Below are 16,357 nucleotides of genomic sequence, written 5' to 3'. Positions count from 1 at the left end.
TCCAAATCATGTGAACTTCACCTAAAATGAAGCAGGTCTTTCGTACCATAAAATCAAATATAACAAAAAGGCTGACCCCTGAAGGTCAGCCTCTGTACAATACGATCACGCCCATGTTATGAATTCTCCGCCCCATCTTCCTGTACTACCGGTTCCTCATCCCGAAGGGCTTCCAGAATCTGTCCTGCAAGCTTCTCTCCAATAGACAATGTACGGAAATCCTCGATACTGGCCTCTTTGATTTTCTTAAGTGAGCCAAAATGCTTCAGCAGCAGCTTGCGCCGCTTCTCACCAATGCCCGGAATGGAATCAAGCTTCGAGGTGACCATGGACTTCCCGCGCTGCTCGCGGTGGAAGGTGATCGCGAATCTGTGCACTTCATCCTGGATGCGCTGGAGCAGATAGAATTCCTGGCTATCACGCGCCAGACCCACCGGCTCCGGAGGATCGCCAACCAGCAGCTGGGCTGTCTTGTGCTTCACGTCCTTCACAAGACCGCAGACCGGAATGAACAGACCAAGCTCGTTCTCCAGAATGTCTACCGCAGCTGAAATCTGCCCTTTACCGCCGTCGACCACGATCAGGTCGGGCATCGGCAGATTCTCTTTCAGCACCCGTTCATAGCGCCGCCGAATGACTTCACGCATCGTCTCATAATCATCCGGCCCTTGAACCGTACGTACTTTGTACTTGCGGTACTCCTTCCGGGCCGGCTTGCCGTCGATGAATACGACCATCGCCGACACCGGATTTGTGCCCTGGATGTTAGAGTTATCGAACGCCTCGATCCGGTGAAGAGATTCCAGGCCCAGGCTCTGGCCCAGGCTGAACGCCGCACCCGAGGTGCGCTCTTCATCCCGCTCGATGAGCCGGAATTTCTCGTCCAGCGACACCCGTCCGTTCTCGCAGGCCATGCGCACCATCTGCTTCTTCAGGCCGCGCTGCGGCACCAGCACCTTGACGCCAAGCCACTCCTGAATAGCTGCTGCTCCGCCAGCAGCATCTACAACCCCGGCTGCGGCCGCTTCTGCAGCCGCAGCTTCACGCTGCGCAGCCTCTTGCGCCGTCTCCGGCTCTTCCTCTGCGCCGTCCGCCTCACCGGCGGCAGCAGGTGTGGACGATGCCTTCACCGGCTGATCTTCCGCGGTGGCTTCGCGTACCGCATCCGGCAACAGAATCTCCTGCGGCAACGCTGGGTTGTCACTGTAATATTGAGTGACGTAAGACATAAAGTCGCTGTACGCTTCGCCATAGAACGGGAAGGCCGACGAGTGCCGTTGAATCATTTTACCCTGACGCATGTACAGAATCTGCACACACATCCAGCCCTTATCCACAGCATAGCCGAAGACATCGCGGTCTTTGGTATCCGTAGTATTGATATTCTGCTTCTCCATCAGAGCCTCAATATACATGATCTGGTCACGCAGTTCCTTGGCCCGCTCGAAATACAGCTCCTCGGCCGCCTCCTGCATCTTCTGCTGAAGATCTTTCTTGACCGCCTCATGCCCGCCTCCGAGAAAAGCAGCAATACTCTGCGTGATCTCTTCATACTGAGATTTCTGCACCTCTTTCTCACACGGAGCCAGACATTGGCCCATATGATAATAGAGACAGACCTCCTTCGGCATCACGCCGCATTTGCGCAGCGGATACATCCGGTCAAGCAGCTTCTTCGTCTGCTGGGCAGCATAAGCATTCGGGTATGGCCCAAAATATTTGGCTTTATCTTTAATCACCCGGCGGGTTACTTCCAGCCGCGGGTGCGTTTCGTTCGTGATTTTCAAATACGGAAAGGTCTTGTCGTCCTTGAGCTGCACGTTATAGCGCGGCATATGCTTCTTAATCAGATTGCACTCCAGAATCAGAGCTTCCATATTGCTGGACGTGACAATATACTCGAAATCGGTAATATCGAGCACAAGACGCTGGGTTTTGCCGTTATGACTGCCTGTAAAATAAGAGCGGACCCGGTTCTTCAGCACCTTCGCCTTGCCCACATAAATAATGGTGCCTTCCTTGTTCTTCATCAGATAACACCCGGGCAGGTCGGGCAGCAGTGCCAGCTTGTTGCGGATATGATCCATATGATCCATGATTTACCCCCACCTAAATCCTTCCCCTTGGGGAGACGCCGCAGAGCATGATCTAATCAGACACCCAATTCAGGTAACCAAAAAAGAGATCCGTGCTGCGGATAATTTATCTCTAATTATAGCACACAAAGCGCCTCCGGAATGAACCGAAGGCGCTAAGCAACAGACCTAGAAGGCCGTATCAAATCTTATTGATGTTTGGCAACGATATTTTTCAGGGATTCTTTGGAGTTCAGTCCCACTACTTTATCAACCGGTTGACCGTCTTTGAAGAAGATCAGTGTCGGAATGCTCATTACGCCAAAGCGGGAAGCTGTTTCCGGGTTCTCATCCACGTTCACCTTAGCGATTTTCACGCTGTCACCCAGTTCTGCGGACAATTCGTCCAGAATCGGAGCAAGCATTTTACAAGGGCCGCACCAAGGAGCCCAGAAATCTACAACAACAGTCCCTTGACCTTCCACTTCATTGGTGAAGGATTGGTCGGACACGTTCACGATAGCCATGATATGTTCCTCCTTTTAGTTTTGCGAAGCCATGCTTGCTTAGTAAGCCTGAAGCTTAGGTTGGCATAACAGCTCCGAAATTATAATGAATAAATTGTTTCATGTAATATGATAACCAGATTACCAATTACCGACACGCTCTAAGTATAACATATTTATAATGAATTTGTGAAATGTCTCATGCAATTATATTGCTCTCCAGTTATTTTGCCGGGAACACTCTTATCTTTACAAGTGGTCAGCAGGTTCGTTATACTTATGGAAAGCGCATTATTTGTCAATGACTTATCTCATAATGATTTAAGAATGCAGGCCTGACGCCTGCAAGGAGGCAAAGACTATGGATGTCAACGCGCATGTACGTGACCCGCGGGAGCATGTCAACGAAGAGCCCCGCAACGACCTTGGCGATCTGATGAACGGATTCTTCGGCATGACAACCTTCATGGCGGTAGTGTTCTTCGGTATGGTCATCATCAAGTTCATCCTTTCGGAATAGCAAGCACGGCCCATTATCGTCCGTCTTTGCTATCGAAGCAAAAATCCGTTATCTTCCCCCAGAGGAAGATAACGGATTTTTTGTGCGCTATAAGCTGAACTTAATATCCGAACGTAAGGCTCGGTCGTCACTACGGTGAATGTTTGGACTTTCCCTTCGTTCCTTCTCGCTTTTCGTTACATTATTTTGTTCGTTTTATATTGATCCATAGCTGCCCCTGCATACACAGTTATCGCTTGCCCCGTTGATTCTCCCCGTACAGCGGAATAACATCAACAAACGGTGCAATCCGGTCCATCAGCCGTTGGCCCTTGTAAATCTCCTCTCCGTCCTTGCTGGTGAAGCTGAGATGCTTCTCCAGACCTTCAAGCGGATAGTTCGAGGTGTATAAGGTCGGCTTGCGGTTCATCCGGTAGTTCAGGATGGCCCCCAGGATGTGATCGCGTGCCCAGGGATTCAGGTTCTCTGCACCGATATCGTCAAAGATCAGCAGATCGCAGTTCTTCAGCGTATCCACAGTCTCCTTCAGCTTCTGACCATCCATCATGATCGATTTCAGATCCTCGATAAAATCAGGCATATACACGATAACGCCGTTATAGCCAGCCACCGCGAGTTCGTGCAGCAAATAGCACATTAGAAAGGTCTTGCCAGTACCGAACGAGCCATGTAAATAGATGCCGTGCGGGGTCAGACCATTCTCTTTCGTGGTAGTAATGTAATCAAATAATTTATTAACGGCAACCCCCCGGCGAGGGTCCTTGCCCATAATATCGATCTCGTCATAACCGCCGTGCAGAACACGCTCGTCCACATAAAAGCTGCGGATCCGCTTGCGAATGCTATCCTGACTGTCCTGCGCCACCTTCAGAGCACACGGCGTCTTGCGTTCATACAGATCCGGCGCACCACTGACACTCTCCACGGTTAGCTTGCTGTAATGACCCGGAAAATCATTCGGGCATGCCGCAAGGCCGGGACAGTTAGCGCAGTGGCGGCTTTCCTCCACATACTGGTACAGGCGGCTCAGATGAAGCCGCAGACGTGATTCGTCCAGCTCGGGATGTTCTTCCCGGAGCTGCTTCACCAGGGGATGGTTCAGCAGTCCTTGCTCCAGATCACGGGAACGCTGGCGCAGAGCGGGATTGTTCATTGAACGCAGCACATCGCCCGTAGACTCCATTGTTCCACCACACTTTCTTTACGGCGCCTTGGAGACGCCTTTTTTCTTGCCAGCCTTAATTTCGGCAGCTTTCTTCATCATCGCCGCGAATTCCTCTTCCGATACCGTTCCGGCACTGCCATCATCCAGCGCAATCGGAATATCCGGCTTCGCCGGACGGTTTCCGTTCCGCGTATAAGTGCGTGTACGGCCCCCGGCTGCGGGACTGCTCGCATTCTTACCTTTAACCTTGGACTGATCACGAATATACCGTACGGCTTTCTCGTAAGTATTGACCTGCTTAACCAGCATGTTGGAAGCAATCGCCTCTACGAAATTACGGTTCATCCGTTGGTCACCACCAGAAGCAACCATAGTCATTAAGTAATGGATAAGGACGTTGATAACTTCGCCGTTCAATTTGTAGTTCAAGTCGATCTTCTCGAAAATGTCCAGCAGCTGCCCCGGCACCGTGCCCGGGAAAAATGTTTGCAGTAGCCGTGTATAAGGCTCGTTGCGCAGCATCATATTATATTGGTGAATATCGCATTTGGACAGAAACTGTGGAGGGACCTCCACATAATATTCCATCTCGACAGCCTGTTCTAGCGGAGCAATAGCGTCGCTATTCTCCTCACTCACTGCAGAGCGGAGGGACACCACCTTAGCAGCAGCGACTTCGCGCTTCTCCTGCCGTTTCAGATCCTGCCGGAAATGCTGGCTGGCGATATGCTGAAGCGTGTCCAGAATCACCTCACCGTCCGGCGCGAACACTCCATCCTCATCCAGCAGGCGGCATATATCCTGCGGGCCCAGATCATACTTGCGGGCCACATAATTAATGACCCCCATCTGGTTATGATCGAAGCGCAGCTTCTCTACATGGGACCGGTTCACCGATTCTCGCGGGAATCGCAGAATAATATCACTATATCCAATAGCCTGGTCTCCATCTTCGCGGGCACCAGGCTGCCGTACAGTGGCAACCTCGGCCAGCGCCTGCTCCAGCTCATAATCTATCACATGTGTATTGAGCTCAAAAATATCATAGAACGGCAGCGAGATGTTCTCCTTGCCAAGCGAGCGGCGGCTAAGCTCCTCCGGCTCCCGGGTCCAGAACTGCTCCCGCAGCGCCAGCACGGCGAATTTGCCGATTTTGTCACGCAACAGCAGGGTTAGATGCTGGGTAGCAAAAAACTCGGTAGGCGAAAGCGGAGCCAGCAGCTCATATTCATACATATAGTCATCCGTCTCCGGCATATAAATCCGGCAGGTCTGTAATAGCCCCACTGCTTCAAGCCGGGAAGCTTGATCAATCAAATATTTACGGCCTTTCTCGTTCGGTTCTACGCCCAGTGTCATGAACAGTCGACGTTGCTGCTCTACTCCGGAGTAGCCAATAGTCTCTGCCGGGATATGCTCGAAGAGCAAACGGTACAGGCTGATGGCGAAAGCACCCACCATAGGCTGGTATACGGAGCCCAGCATTCGTCCATCAAGCACACTAAGGCCGAATTCGCGGGAAACGCAGTACCGATGATGTTCGGTAAAATGATGTAAATGACTCATGCGCATCTGCGGAAACCTCCCCCTTATCTGCACGAATTCATATAGAGTTCTATTCTATCACAAAAAACGCAGCCGGAAATGTAAAAAAAAGTGCAATTTCGACCTTTTCCGCGAACCACCGATTCACTGCACCAGCTATCATTTTCCAAGCCCTTATACATAGCCGATTTTATTCCTGCGAGTTCCTGTTTATTCTTTAATAGGACTTATTTTCATGTCTCTTCTCAATAAAAAAAGAAATCACAGTCATCGGAATGACCGGATTTCCCGGCAGACTGAGAGCCCTTTCAAAAATAGGGCGGACAGTCCGGTTCAAATATTATATGTCGTTGTGGGACTAAAACATTTTGTAGCCGCCGATCCGCAGCTTGCGAATCGTCCAGCCACTGAGCACAGCACCGATCAGACCGGCAACACCCGTGAGATAATCGACAATATGGAAGGAAGATAAATGCTCCCAGAGGGTCATGGCGCTGCGATCCCAAATGGAATACACGACGACCGGTAAAATGACGATTACAAACAGGTAAGCTGGAAACCAGGTGGTCTTCATTAACATGTTAAGGATAAAGCCAATGCCGAACATCATGACAAAGAACAAAACGGCCAGAACAAACACAGGAATCAATCCCATCTACCGTCTTCACCCCTCTCTATAAAGAACCGCACATCTAACACGAGCTAATAGTAAGTTTACTAGAAAAAATGTAACGAATCAATGAACTTTACCGAAAAAAGGATGTTATGGTTTGCTCTTGAGTCGCTGCATGCGATACAATGCAACTAGGACAAATTGGACTATACATAGTTTATGCGCCCTGTAGCCATAGTAAGACACTATGGCCTCTATGATATAAGCGAAGCTTACGCTAGTAAAACTAAGCCCACGCTTCCGAAGCAAGTTTTACCGATGGGTCTCTAAGCAGTTTAAGCTAGTAAAACTAAGCCAATGCTTCCGAAGTAAGTTTTACCGATGTATTTTCAAAGAAGCTAAGCTAGTAAAACTAAGCTGATGCTTCCGAAGCGAGTTTTACCGATGTATTTCTTAGGAAGCTGATGCTAGTAAAACTTTTAAGGAGTGAGAAAGAACATGAACGAAGCCGCTTTAACCCTGGAAGGGTGGTACGCCCTGCATGACTTCCGCTCTCTGAACTGGACCGCTTGGACGGCAGCTGATGATGAAGAACGTGCCGTTGCTCTGGAAGAACTGCATGCTTTTATACAAGAATGGGGTCCTGTGGAGGAAGCCAAGCAGGGCAGCTCCGCAGTATACGCCATTGTAGGCCAGAAGGCCGATTTCGTACTGATGTACCTGCGTGAGACCCTGGAAGATCTGAACCGGTTGGAGACGGCCTTTAACAAGACCGCTTTCGCCCAATATACAACGAAAGCCTACTCCTATGTCAGCATTGTCGAACTTAGCAACTATGCTGCAAGTGGAAGCAGCAACGGCGGAGATCCAATGCAGAGTCCCCATGTCCAAGCACGGCTCAAGCCTATTTTGCCGCAAGCGAAGCATATTTGCTTCTACCCGATGAACAAGAAGCGGCACCTGGACGACAACTGGTATACTCTCGATATGGACAAGCGGCGTGAGCTGATGCATTCCCATGGCCTGATTGGCCGCAGCTATGCTGGCAAGGTTAAGCAGATTATTACCGGCTCTGTCGGCTTTGACGACTGGGAATGGGGCGTTACTTTGTTCGCTGAAGATGCACTCCAGTTCAAAAAGCTGATCTACGAAATGCGCTTTGACGAGGTCAGTTCCCGCTATGGCGAATTCGGTCCTTTCTATGTCGGCAACCTGCTGACACCAGAGTCCTTCGAAGAGATGCTGAAGCTATAATCGGAGACTCATTTTCATACTTTGGTAACGACAAACGGGGTGTCCTCAAAGCCATGGCTTTGGAGACACCCCGTTTTATGGTTAAGCATCCTGGCTGCAATGATGAACGCTTGTCCTTCATCACAGCTTGATGCTTACTTATTCTTCTTCGGGTCCACCCTCAGTATCCTTCAGGCTTTCCAAATACTCTGCTGTCGCCCGGTCACGAGCCCGCCCCTTATCCTTCAGACGTTCAATGCCCGGCAGAATCAACAGATCAATCTCCTTCTGGACATTATAGGCCAGATCATAGCGATTCTGATCTTCAAGATAAGAACCCACTTCAATCAGACCGTTATAACGGTCCAGTTCCTCACGCGTAAGCAGTCCTCTCACTTGCACGCTGCAATGGCGCATCTTAGAGGAATTTTCCTTTTTTCAATACGAGCGGAATGCCGCCAATAATGAACAGGTAACGCGCATCGACCACTTTCTTCAACTGCGCAGCAAACCAGCCTTTGTATGTCTTGGAGCCGACAACAGCGACACCTTGACCTCTACCAAGGGAGGCTACAGTTCCTTTGTTGCTGAATACAAATTTCTTCGGCTGTTGATTGCGGATGGATGCCACCAAGTTATGCGCACAACATTCGCCTTGTTGCATTGCAATTTGAGCCGTTGGCGGGTATGGACGCCCTTCCGGATTGATCATAAGCGAGCCGTCGCCGATGATAAAGATGTTGTCATGGCCAGGCGCACGCAGGAACTCGTCCACTTTAACACGACCACGCATAGCTTCAAAGCCAGCAGCTTCAATCAGACGGTTACCGCGGATACCGCCGGTCCATACGATTGTCGAAGCTTTGATTTCTTCGCCGGTAGCCAAGATAACTCCGTCAGGCAGACATTCCTTGATGGCAACGCCCATTTTGAAGGTAACACCTTTCTTCGTCAGGACGTTCATTGCATGCTCCACCAGTTCAGGTGCAAAGCCTGGCAATGCTGTTGGTGCTGCTTCTACGTTGTAGATATTCACAAGGCTAGGATCAACGTCGAACTCTTTGCACAGCTCAGGAATACGGTCCGCCAGTTCTGCTACAAACTCGATACCACTGAAGCCTGCACCGCCAACCACGAAGTTGATGTGCTCTTGTGCATTGCCTTCGTTCTTATACTTCGCGAATTGATATTCGATATGCTCACGGATCAAACGCACAGAGTTAATACTGCGGATCGTCATTGCATATTTATCCAATCCAGGAATACCAAAGGTTTCAGGCTCTCCACCCAAGGCAATCACGAGATAGTCGTACGAAAGCGTGCCATCCTCAAGGATAACTTTCTTTTGTTGGGTACGAATTTCTTGTACCGAAGATTTAACAAGGTCAATCTTGAACTCGTCGATCAGCTTGGAAATAGGTACACGGGTATGCTCAATGCTGTCCGTGCCAGCTGCCGGCATGTGAAGGTGCGTGGTGAAATAGTGGTACTCGTGCCGGTTAACCAAAGTCACGTCTGCCTCATTGTAATTCAACGCCTTTTGCAACCGCTGGGCGGTCAAAATTCCTCCGTACCCCGCGCCGAGGATTACGATTTTAGGAATACTGCTCATGTTCCGACTCCTTCCAACAGGTAAATCTGTCTATGTGGTATTTTTTAAAAACCATTTTTGTGAAATTATACACTTAAATTCAGAGGAAATTCCAATCAAACTTAAAGTATTTCGAAAATTGACATATCTATTGTAAACCTAACTCGATTATTAATCAAATGTTATCATCAAAAAATGGATATCCTTTGAACGAAGGTCAAATTCTTTGCAGGTATCAGCCACAATGTTTATAATGGGAGTGTAAACAAGTATGGCAAATTGAATATATCAACTCGGAGGTGTAATATCCTGTGACTCTAGATTCTTCCGGCGTTCCTATGAGCGACCTTCTAATCATAGGCGGCGGTCCAGCCGGCATGTTCGCCGCATTTTACGGCGGTATGCGCCAGGCATCTGTAACCCTTATTGAAAGTATGCCCCAACTTGGGGGACAGCTTGCCGCTCTTTATCCTGAAAAATATATTTATGATGTGGCTGGTTTCCCAAAAGTTACCGCACAGGAACTTGTGGACAATCTGAGCCGCCAAATGGAGCTGTTCCAATCCGATATCCGCTTGGAAGAGAAGGTCGTTTCCGTACAGAAGCGCGATGAACGCCATTTCGTGGTAACAACTGACAAAGCAGAATACCACAGTAAAGCTGTGATCATCACAGCTGGAGTAGGCGCATTCGAGCCACGTCGTCTGGAATTGCCAGAGGCACAGCGTTTTGAGAAAGCCAACCTGCACTATTTCATCAACGATCTGAACGCCTTCAAGGGTAAAAAAGTGCTGATCAGTGGCGGTGGCGACTCCGCAGTAGACTGGGCTTTGATGCTTGAACCAATTGCCGAGCAAGTCACCCTGATTCACCGCCGGGATAAATTCCGCGCGCATGAGCATAGCGTGGAGAAGCTGATGGCTTCCAAGGTCAACGTCATTACTCCAACCGAAATTACCGCCTTGCATGGCGAGGAATTCATAACCAAAGTAACATTATCCCATATCAAAACCAAAGAAACACAGGAAATCGAAGTGGACAGCGTGATTGTCAATTTCGGCTTCGTTTCGTCCTTGGGCCCCATTGCTGAATGGGGAATTGAGATTGCGAGCAACTCTATTGTGGTGGACTCCCGCATGGAGACCAATATCCCCGGCATTTTTGCCGCAGGTGACATTACGACTTATCCGGGCAAGCTGAAGCTGATCGCCGTAGGTTTTGGTGAAGCTCCAACTGCCGTGAACAACGCGAAAGTCTATATCGATCCAGAGGCCAAGCTCTCTCCAGGACACAGCAGTAACTTGAAGCTGTAGAGGTTTGACAGACCAATTCCAATGACTTAGCGAGAAGAATAATTATTCATTAAAATGTATGAATGATTACATCATAATAAAAGGGTATCCTGCCGTCGGCTTAACACCAAGCCGGGAAGGATACCCTATTTTGTGTAACTTGCGGTTTGATATATGTAGCTGCTGCAGAAGAACGTCTGCGTCTTAATGGAGTACCGCATGATCTGGAGAGTGTAAGTTCCGTTTGCGAATTTCAACGAGTAATAGAGCGATGAAATCATGCTCTAGTTGCAGCTCTATTGCTCTATGGTAAGAGTCAAGCAGCATCTCATCCGACAATTCAACCATAACGATCACCTACCTTTCCTTTATTTGGATCTGAATCTATCATATCAAACTATCATTTTTCGAACAAGCGTTCTCACTATCCACAAGTACATGTGGAAATCCTGTGCATAATTTGTGTGTAAGGGTGAGAAAGAGTATCGCTACGCAGTGGACTATGGGGATAAGAGTTATACACAGGAGATTTTCCACATGTACACAGAAAAATATTTTTTCAAAATTGTCATATTTTACTGTAATTATTTTCTCAAAGGAAACACAACTAAACGCAATTTTATCCTACTACTTCTATTATCGTCAATTCTTAAAAATTATTTAATTTATTGGGGACGTGTATTCACTTCCAAAATCCATATTTTACCACTATAATCCACGGCATAATCAAAGCCCAACTCGCCTATTCCTGGGAAACGCCGCTCCATCAATTCAATACAAATCAGCGTCAAACGACGCATCTCCGCCCGCTTGGCAGATGACTTCACCCTCGGGAGCGAACGTCTCAGCCCTTCGCGACAGCTCAGCATCGTTCCGCCTTTACACAGATTGGTGACAAACAAGCCGGGCCGGGCCAAACGCCCCACCATTGAACGAAATTCCCAGTGCTCACCGTTCTTCACTACTTTAACGCGATAGTCGATGGGCCGGCCAGCAATCCGTGCTAGAGATATCCCCTGCTGGATCAGGTATCTGCGCCGCACCCTTACTCTGTTCAGTGCATTTCGCATAGCGTAAAAATCGCGGTAGATCCGCGTCTTCGACATATAAGTAAACCCATACCCTCGCCGGTCGCGGAACACTTTGATCACACCGTAGCCTCCGCCGCCCACAACGGGTTTGATGACTACATTTCCATATCTGCCCAGCATATTCAGCAAAGCAGCATCACTATATTGCTGTGTTCTTGGAATGTAACCGGCAACCCTGGAATCGCTAAGCAACGCCTCGGTTTTCAGCCATTTGCTGGCCAGTTGTCTTCCTGCCATCGTCCTCCCTCTCCCTTCATTATCGTAGCCTACCGTATACTTTACTCAGAAAGTACCCCGCCCTCCTGTATGATTGTCCGTGCCCGGGCCGCTTACAGCAAAAAGGGGCGCTCGTGCCAGAGGCAGCCGCCCTCGACGCACGCCCAAGATACTGCATCTTTCGGCAAAAGAATATAATCCTTGGCAAAAGCAAGAAAAAACAAGAATGGGCTGTGACAACCCCGGAATTTTGTCGCAGGCTGCCAGGGCGAAATACGACACATTTTGTAAACGCAATCAAATCAGCTGTAGCAAGCAAGAAACCGCTTTTCAAACTTGGGCAAGTATCGTATAGTAAAAAATAATCATGACATTAATTTGAAACATTTTACATGGGAGGCGCTCTGGATTGGCTCAATTTTTCGAGGTTTTGTATTGGGTGGCGATGATCGCGATGTCCGTTGTTCTGGCAGGGACGACCCTTCTGGTCTGCGCTATCGGCTTTAAGTTCATCAAGGACCGCCGCAGAGTACTCGGGGCAAGCTGCATTGCCTTCTCTCTGGTTGCCGCAGGAATGATCGTGTTCATGGTCAATTACAAATTCATTATCCCAGCGTGAGACGGCAGCAGCTTCAATGCTACATATAATAGAAGAGAAATTTGTCAGTAAGACAAGATTCATAGACAGCATACAAATAAACCTGCGACGCTCAGGACTTTTACAGTCCCGAAAATCGCAGGTTTTTGTCTTTGTGTACCCATCCCCATCATACTCATCCCAAGATTAGATTTAAAGCATTGTCAGGTAATTTTCGATTGACACTGCAGGAGAGGACATGCGTATAATTAGATAAAGTACCATAATATGGAGGGTGTTTATTGAAAACAATCAAGCCTATCCTTGTGTTAGTAGTTATTGTGATACTCCTCACCTCCTGCGTATCGAGGCAAGACAGAAAATTCAATGATTTAGTCACCCAGGCCAAACAGCATCAGGATAACCTGGATTATGAAGCAGCTTTAGAGGTGTACAACAAGGCTTTAGAGATCAAGGAAGATGTTGAGGTACGTAGCAGCACTGTCAAATTAAAGACGGAAGTGACTCAAATTCAAGAGGTTAAGGCTATAGTATCCAAAATCAAAGATCAGACCAGCCAATTTAAAGGGGTTTTAACGAATAAGGATGTTACTGATTTGTGTGGAGGACTTCTCGAATCCTTATCTCGGCTGGAAAACTACGACACTTCAGCAGACACTACGGCCTCCGAATACATCAGTAATTTAAAAAGGTCAACTACCTTTCGGTTATTAAAAGTGCAAATCGAAACCGCGCAAGTGCTTAGTTCAGGAAAAGGCAGCAAGAAAATCCCTTACGAATCCACCGAGAAAATTCTCAAGACTGCAACCAGTTTGTTCAACGAATTCCCCTTCCCGCCCAGCTTCTCTTCTGTAGGCTAACTCCTTTACTTCATGAGAATAAAAACCTCCCGAAGGTGTATTGGCATCATACATCATTCGGGAGGTGAAATAGCAAACATCCTTTAGGTTATTATCAATCCAAGAGATGTTTGCTGTCTATTTTATTTCATATACAATTATACGACTTCTTTATGATTATTCTCGTAAAACTATCAACTTTTTGAATACGAAGATTGAAAGTAGGAAATAAATATTTGGTAAAGAAAGGGTGGAAAATAAACATGTTAAAAAAAATATTTTTAGCAGCCTTTGCAGTGACTATAATTTCAGGAATGGCATTAAGTGCAAATTCAAAAGCGGATTCCGATCCAGAATCGGTAACCGTAAATAAGATAGAAGAAAATCCTGTTAACACTAATTTTTCAACAAATAACGTAGAATCCGTAGAATCAGTAAAAAACGTAGAATCCATAGAATCAAAAATCGCAAAAGGGTATTATAGTCAACTATATACACCTCATGGCATGTTCTTGCGAGCAGATAAACAAAGTATCTTTAAGGAATCGGAGATAGCAAGAAATTTAGATCAAATCGGGCCTAATACGAATCAACTAATTTTTGAGGGCGAGTTTTTTTTAAAAGTAGATGAATCAACATTTCTTAAATCGTATCCCAATTCGTTGCTCTTAAATGAAACAGATGAAAATTCGGCTGATACTGATGTTCCATCAAGTTTATCAAAATAGTAATTTCATTAAGAAGGAGCCGTTGTTTTTCGACAATGGCTCCTTCTTGGCTTTCTTGTTTCACTTAATCATTGACAGATCCATGTCCACTAATAGTGGTGTTAAAGTGCGTTCCCTAAGTCCTTCCGAGCGTTTTGCATTAATAGCAAAGTCCAATCCCTGCTGAAACGTTATCCTCGTGTATTCCTCTTGATCCTGTCTTCTTCCAATTGGTGATCTCCGTTGTTTCTTGTTCAACATAAAAAACCTCCTGAAAAAGTGTATTTTGTATCATGCACAATTCAAGAGGTTCGGAAGCCGCAATCCTCGCAACATCATTTTAGGGTTGTTGCCACACAAATTGACGATTGCGGTGTACTTATTTTCCTTTGCAAATCATAATCCACGGTTATTAGATCAACATTCTATCCCAGAGCTTAGCTCTTTTGCTCAACAAGCTCGTAAAACCGCATCACTACACTATTAGCAAGGCTCCGCATTCGGCTTTCCGGCATCCGTAGCCGTACGGAAGCTGCTGCCACAGCCGCAGGTAGCGGTTGCGTTAGGGTTGTTGATGGTAAAGCCTCCGGTCATACCAGATTCCTCGAAATCGATCTCCAGACCGTTGAGGTAGCGCAGATCATCCTTCTCAACCACGACCTTGAGGCCCTCCACGTCCATGTATACGTCTTTGTCGGTCTCGTTGTCATCGAAGCCCATGGCGTAAGAGAACCCGCTGCAGCCCCCGGCTGCCACACCCAGACGCAGGAACATCCCCGGTGTCTCCTGTTCTCCAAGCATTGTCTTCAACTGCTCCGCAGCTGTTTCACTAATATTAATCATAACTGTACCTCCCTAAATCATAATGTGATGCTCCGGCGAATTCGTCAGGAACATTCCGGTATTAAAGGTCCAGAGGACCAAAAGTTATTTTTCTGAAGTAAGTTAAGTATACTCCACTATCCCCAGGCTCTCAAGTTATAACTGCCATGATCAAGGTTATTGATTACACCTAAGCAGATGTGCTTCAGATGTTGCTCCCCCCAAAAGAGAGGTTTATAATAGGGGAGGCAGCCCGAGCAAAAATTCAAAAAATTGTCACGGGAAGAGCTGGCGCCCTTATCGCTACAGGATAAAGAAATGCCTGAGATTCAGGCAGGTCTTGGTATGATACTGCGATGCATTGTTTTTGCTTCGCTAAACTTTCAGGAGGAAATGATATGTCTACTCTTATAACCCCTCATACGGATGCCAGAATGGCAACCATTATTGAGAAAGTCCGTGGCGGAGAACGGTTGAATTTGGAAGATGGCGTTTATTTATATGAAAGCAACGACTTGCTGACCATTGGACAGCTGGCCAATGAAGTCAATCTTCGCAAGAACGGAAACAAGGTTTATTTTATCGAAAATATGAGTCTGTATTTCACCAATGTCTGCGAATCACGCTGCGCATTCTGCAATTTCCGCAAAGACGACGGTGAAGAAGGCGCGTATACCCTTTCGGGTCCGGAAATGGTGCAATATGTCGAACAACACATTAATCCAGGGGTGCGGGAGTTCCATATTGTCGGCGGGCATAATGATAAGGTACCCTTTCAATATTATGTCGATTCTTTGCAAGCCCTGCATGACAGATTTCCCGAAGTTACCCTAAAAGCATACACGGCAGCGGAAATTGACTTTTTCACTCGAATCAGTGGACTGAGTATCCGGGAAGTGCTGGAAAAACTGCGTGCAGCCGGTCTCAAAACGTTAACTGGTGGCGGCGCGGAAATTCTGTCTGACCAATATCGTAAAAAAATGCGGGTGGATAAAGCTAACGTTGAGGAATATCTGGAGGTTCACCGGACCGCGCACAACCTTGGTATGAAGACCCATACGACCATGCTGTACGGCTCTATCGAGTCTCGTGAGGACCGCATTCGCCACATGATGCAAATTCGCGAACTGCAGGACGAAACAAACGGCTTTATGGTGTTCATTCCACTGTCCATGCAGCCTAAGAACAAGAACGCAGGCATTATGCGCCGCAACTCGGCTTATGAGGATCTCAAGACAATTGCTGTCAGCCGATTAATGCTGGACAATTTCGACCATATTAAGGCGTACTTCATTAATATCGGTGCACAATTAACACAGGTAGCGCTCAACTTCGGTGCATCCGATGTTCACGGGACGATCCTGAAGGAACGCATCAGTCATGCTGCAGGTGCACTGACTCCTGAAGGCTTGACCCGCGATGAGCTAATCTGGTTAGTAAAAGGTGCCGGGCGAATTCCTGTCGAACGCGATACTTTCTATAACGAAATCAAGGTCTACGAATAAGAAAGCCGGATTCTGCCGGCTATGCCTATCTGAAAGGAA

The 16,357-nt window shown here is 47.5% G+C and carries 17 protein-coding genes; 7 read left to right on the top strand and 10 right to left on the bottom strand.

Annotation, left to right across the window (positions count from 1 at the left end; genetic code table 11):
* Positions 1-116: 116 nt before the first annotated feature.
* Both uvrC and trxA read right to left on the bottom strand, forming a co-directional pair.
* On the bottom strand, positions 117-2,096 hold the full coding sequence (uvrC, locus tag ACFRAM_RS21690; protein WP_379467954.1) for an excinuclease ABC subunit UvrC: 1,980 nt from the start codon (positions 2,094-2,096) through the stop codon (positions 117-119).
* A gap of 188 nt (positions 2,097-2,284) precedes the next feature.
* Positions 2,285-2,602, bottom strand: coding sequence for a thioredoxin (gene trxA / locus ACFRAM_RS21685; RefSeq protein WP_066376474.1), 318 nt, complete (start codon positions 2,600-2,602; stop codon positions 2,285-2,287).
* Between the two features lie 340 nt (positions 2,603-2,942).
* Here trxA and ACFRAM_RS21680 point away from each other — a divergent pair, with 340 nt between their 5' ends.
* Positions 2,943-3,101, top strand: coding sequence for a YqzM family protein (locus ACFRAM_RS21680; RefSeq protein ID WP_139085089.1), 159 nt, complete (start codon positions 2,943-2,945; stop codon positions 3,099-3,101).
* 229 nt (positions 3,102-3,330) lie between these two features.
* Here ACFRAM_RS21680 and dnaI read toward each other — a convergent pair whose 3' ends face one another.
* From dnaI to ACFRAM_RS21665, 3 genes are all read right to left on the bottom strand, one after another.
* Positions 3,331-4,284, bottom strand: a complete 954-nt coding sequence (dnaI, locus tag ACFRAM_RS21675; RefSeq protein WP_379467950.1) for a primosomal protein DnaI — start codon at positions 4,282-4,284, stop codon at positions 3,331-3,333.
* 18 nt (positions 4,285-4,302) lie between these two features.
* Positions 4,303-5,838: a replication initiation and membrane attachment family protein gene (locus tag ACFRAM_RS21670; protein ID WP_379467948.1), complete on the bottom strand. Its 1,536-nt coding sequence runs from the start codon at positions 5,836-5,838 to the stop codon at positions 4,303-4,305.
* Between the two features lie 331 nt (positions 5,839-6,169).
* Entirely contained in the window at positions 6,170-6,466 is a 297-nt protein-coding gene (locus ACFRAM_RS21665) for a YuiB family protein (protein WP_066376464.1), read from the bottom strand.
* 456 nt (positions 6,467-6,922) lie between these two features.
* Between ACFRAM_RS21665 and hemQ the strand changes: the two genes are divergently transcribed.
* Positions 6,923-7,678: a hydrogen peroxide-dependent heme synthase gene (gene hemQ / locus ACFRAM_RS21660; RefSeq protein ID WP_175371375.1), complete on the top strand. Its 756-nt coding sequence runs from the start codon at positions 6,923-6,925 to the stop codon at positions 7,676-7,678.
* Between the two features lie 138 nt (positions 7,679-7,816).
* Here the strand turns inward: hemQ and ACFRAM_RS21655 are convergent, their stop codons facing one another.
* Both ACFRAM_RS21655 and ACFRAM_RS21650 read right to left on the bottom strand, forming a co-directional pair.
* Positions 7,817-8,074, bottom strand: coding sequence for a hypothetical protein (locus tag ACFRAM_RS21655; RefSeq protein ID WP_175371376.1), 258 nt, complete (start codon positions 8,072-8,074; stop codon positions 7,817-7,819).
* A gap of 1 nt (position 8,075) precedes the next feature.
* Positions 8,076-9,269: an NAD(P)/FAD-dependent oxidoreductase gene (locus ACFRAM_RS21650; RefSeq protein ID WP_175371377.1), complete on the bottom strand. Its 1,194-nt coding sequence runs from the start codon at positions 9,267-9,269 to the stop codon at positions 8,076-8,078.
* Between the two features lie 317 nt (positions 9,270-9,586).
* Here ACFRAM_RS21650 and ACFRAM_RS21645 point away from each other — a divergent pair, with 317 nt between their 5' ends.
* The gene (locus tag ACFRAM_RS21645; protein ID WP_379468043.1) at positions 9,587-10,561 is read left to right on the top strand and encodes an NAD(P)/FAD-dependent oxidoreductase; all 975 of its coding nucleotides are present in this window, start codon (positions 9,587-9,589) and stop codon (positions 10,559-10,561) included.
* Positions 10,562-10,744: 183 nt separating this feature from the next.
* Here the strand turns inward: ACFRAM_RS21645 and sda are convergent, their stop codons facing one another.
* Both sda and ACFRAM_RS21635 read right to left on the bottom strand, forming a co-directional pair.
* Positions 10,745-10,888 (bottom strand): sporulation histidine kinase inhibitor Sda, encoded by a 144-nt coding sequence (gene sda, locus ACFRAM_RS21640; protein WP_175371379.1) that lies wholly within the window; start codon positions 10,886-10,888, stop codon positions 10,745-10,747.
* A 317-nt stretch (positions 10,889-11,205) separates the two neighbouring features.
* On the bottom strand, positions 11,206-11,868 hold the full coding sequence (locus tag ACFRAM_RS21635; RefSeq protein WP_175371380.1) for a YheC/YheD family protein: 663 nt from the start codon (positions 11,866-11,868) through the stop codon (positions 11,206-11,208).
* Between the two features lie 388 nt (positions 11,869-12,256).
* Between ACFRAM_RS21635 and ACFRAM_RS21630 the strand changes: the two genes are divergently transcribed.
* From ACFRAM_RS21630 to ACFRAM_RS21620, 3 genes are all read left to right on the top strand, one after another.
* Positions 12,257-12,466 carry a hypothetical protein gene (locus ACFRAM_RS21630; protein ID WP_066376429.1) on the top strand — a complete coding sequence of 70 codons (210 nt, stop codon included), beginning with the start codon at positions 12,257-12,259 and terminating at the stop codon, positions 12,464-12,466.
* Between the two features lie 260 nt (positions 12,467-12,726).
* Positions 12,727-13,305, top strand: a complete 579-nt coding sequence (locus tag ACFRAM_RS21625) for a hypothetical protein (protein ID WP_379467943.1) — start codon at positions 12,727-12,729, stop codon at positions 13,303-13,305.
* A gap of 242 nt (positions 13,306-13,547) precedes the next feature.
* Entirely contained in the window at positions 13,548-14,012 is a 465-nt protein-coding gene (locus tag ACFRAM_RS21620) for a hypothetical protein (protein ID WP_379467941.1), read from the top strand.
* Between the two features lie 462 nt (positions 14,013-14,474).
* Here ACFRAM_RS21620 and ACFRAM_RS21615 read toward each other — a convergent pair whose 3' ends face one another.
* A complete protein-coding gene (locus tag ACFRAM_RS21615) occupies positions 14,475-14,834 on the bottom strand; it encodes a HesB/IscA family protein (RefSeq protein WP_175371384.1) in 360 nt (119 codons plus the stop codon).
* Between the two features lie 377 nt (positions 14,835-15,211).
* Here ACFRAM_RS21615 and mqnE point away from each other — a divergent pair, with 377 nt between their 5' ends.
* Complete coding sequence (mqnE, locus tag ACFRAM_RS21610) at positions 15,212-16,318, top strand: aminofutalosine synthase MqnE (protein ID WP_379467939.1); 1,107 nt, start codon at positions 15,212-15,214, stop codon at positions 16,316-16,318.
* Positions 16,319-16,357 lie beyond the last annotated feature (39 nt).

Source organism: Paenibacillus sp. NPDC056722 (genome assembly GCF_042790635.1).
Classification (GTDB): Bacteria; Bacillota; Bacilli; order Paenibacillales; family Paenibacillaceae; genus Paenibacillus_AQ; species Paenibacillus_AQ agri.
The sequence above is the reverse complement of the archived record's forward strand: the minus strand, read 5'-3'. Positions and strand labels throughout refer to the sequence as shown.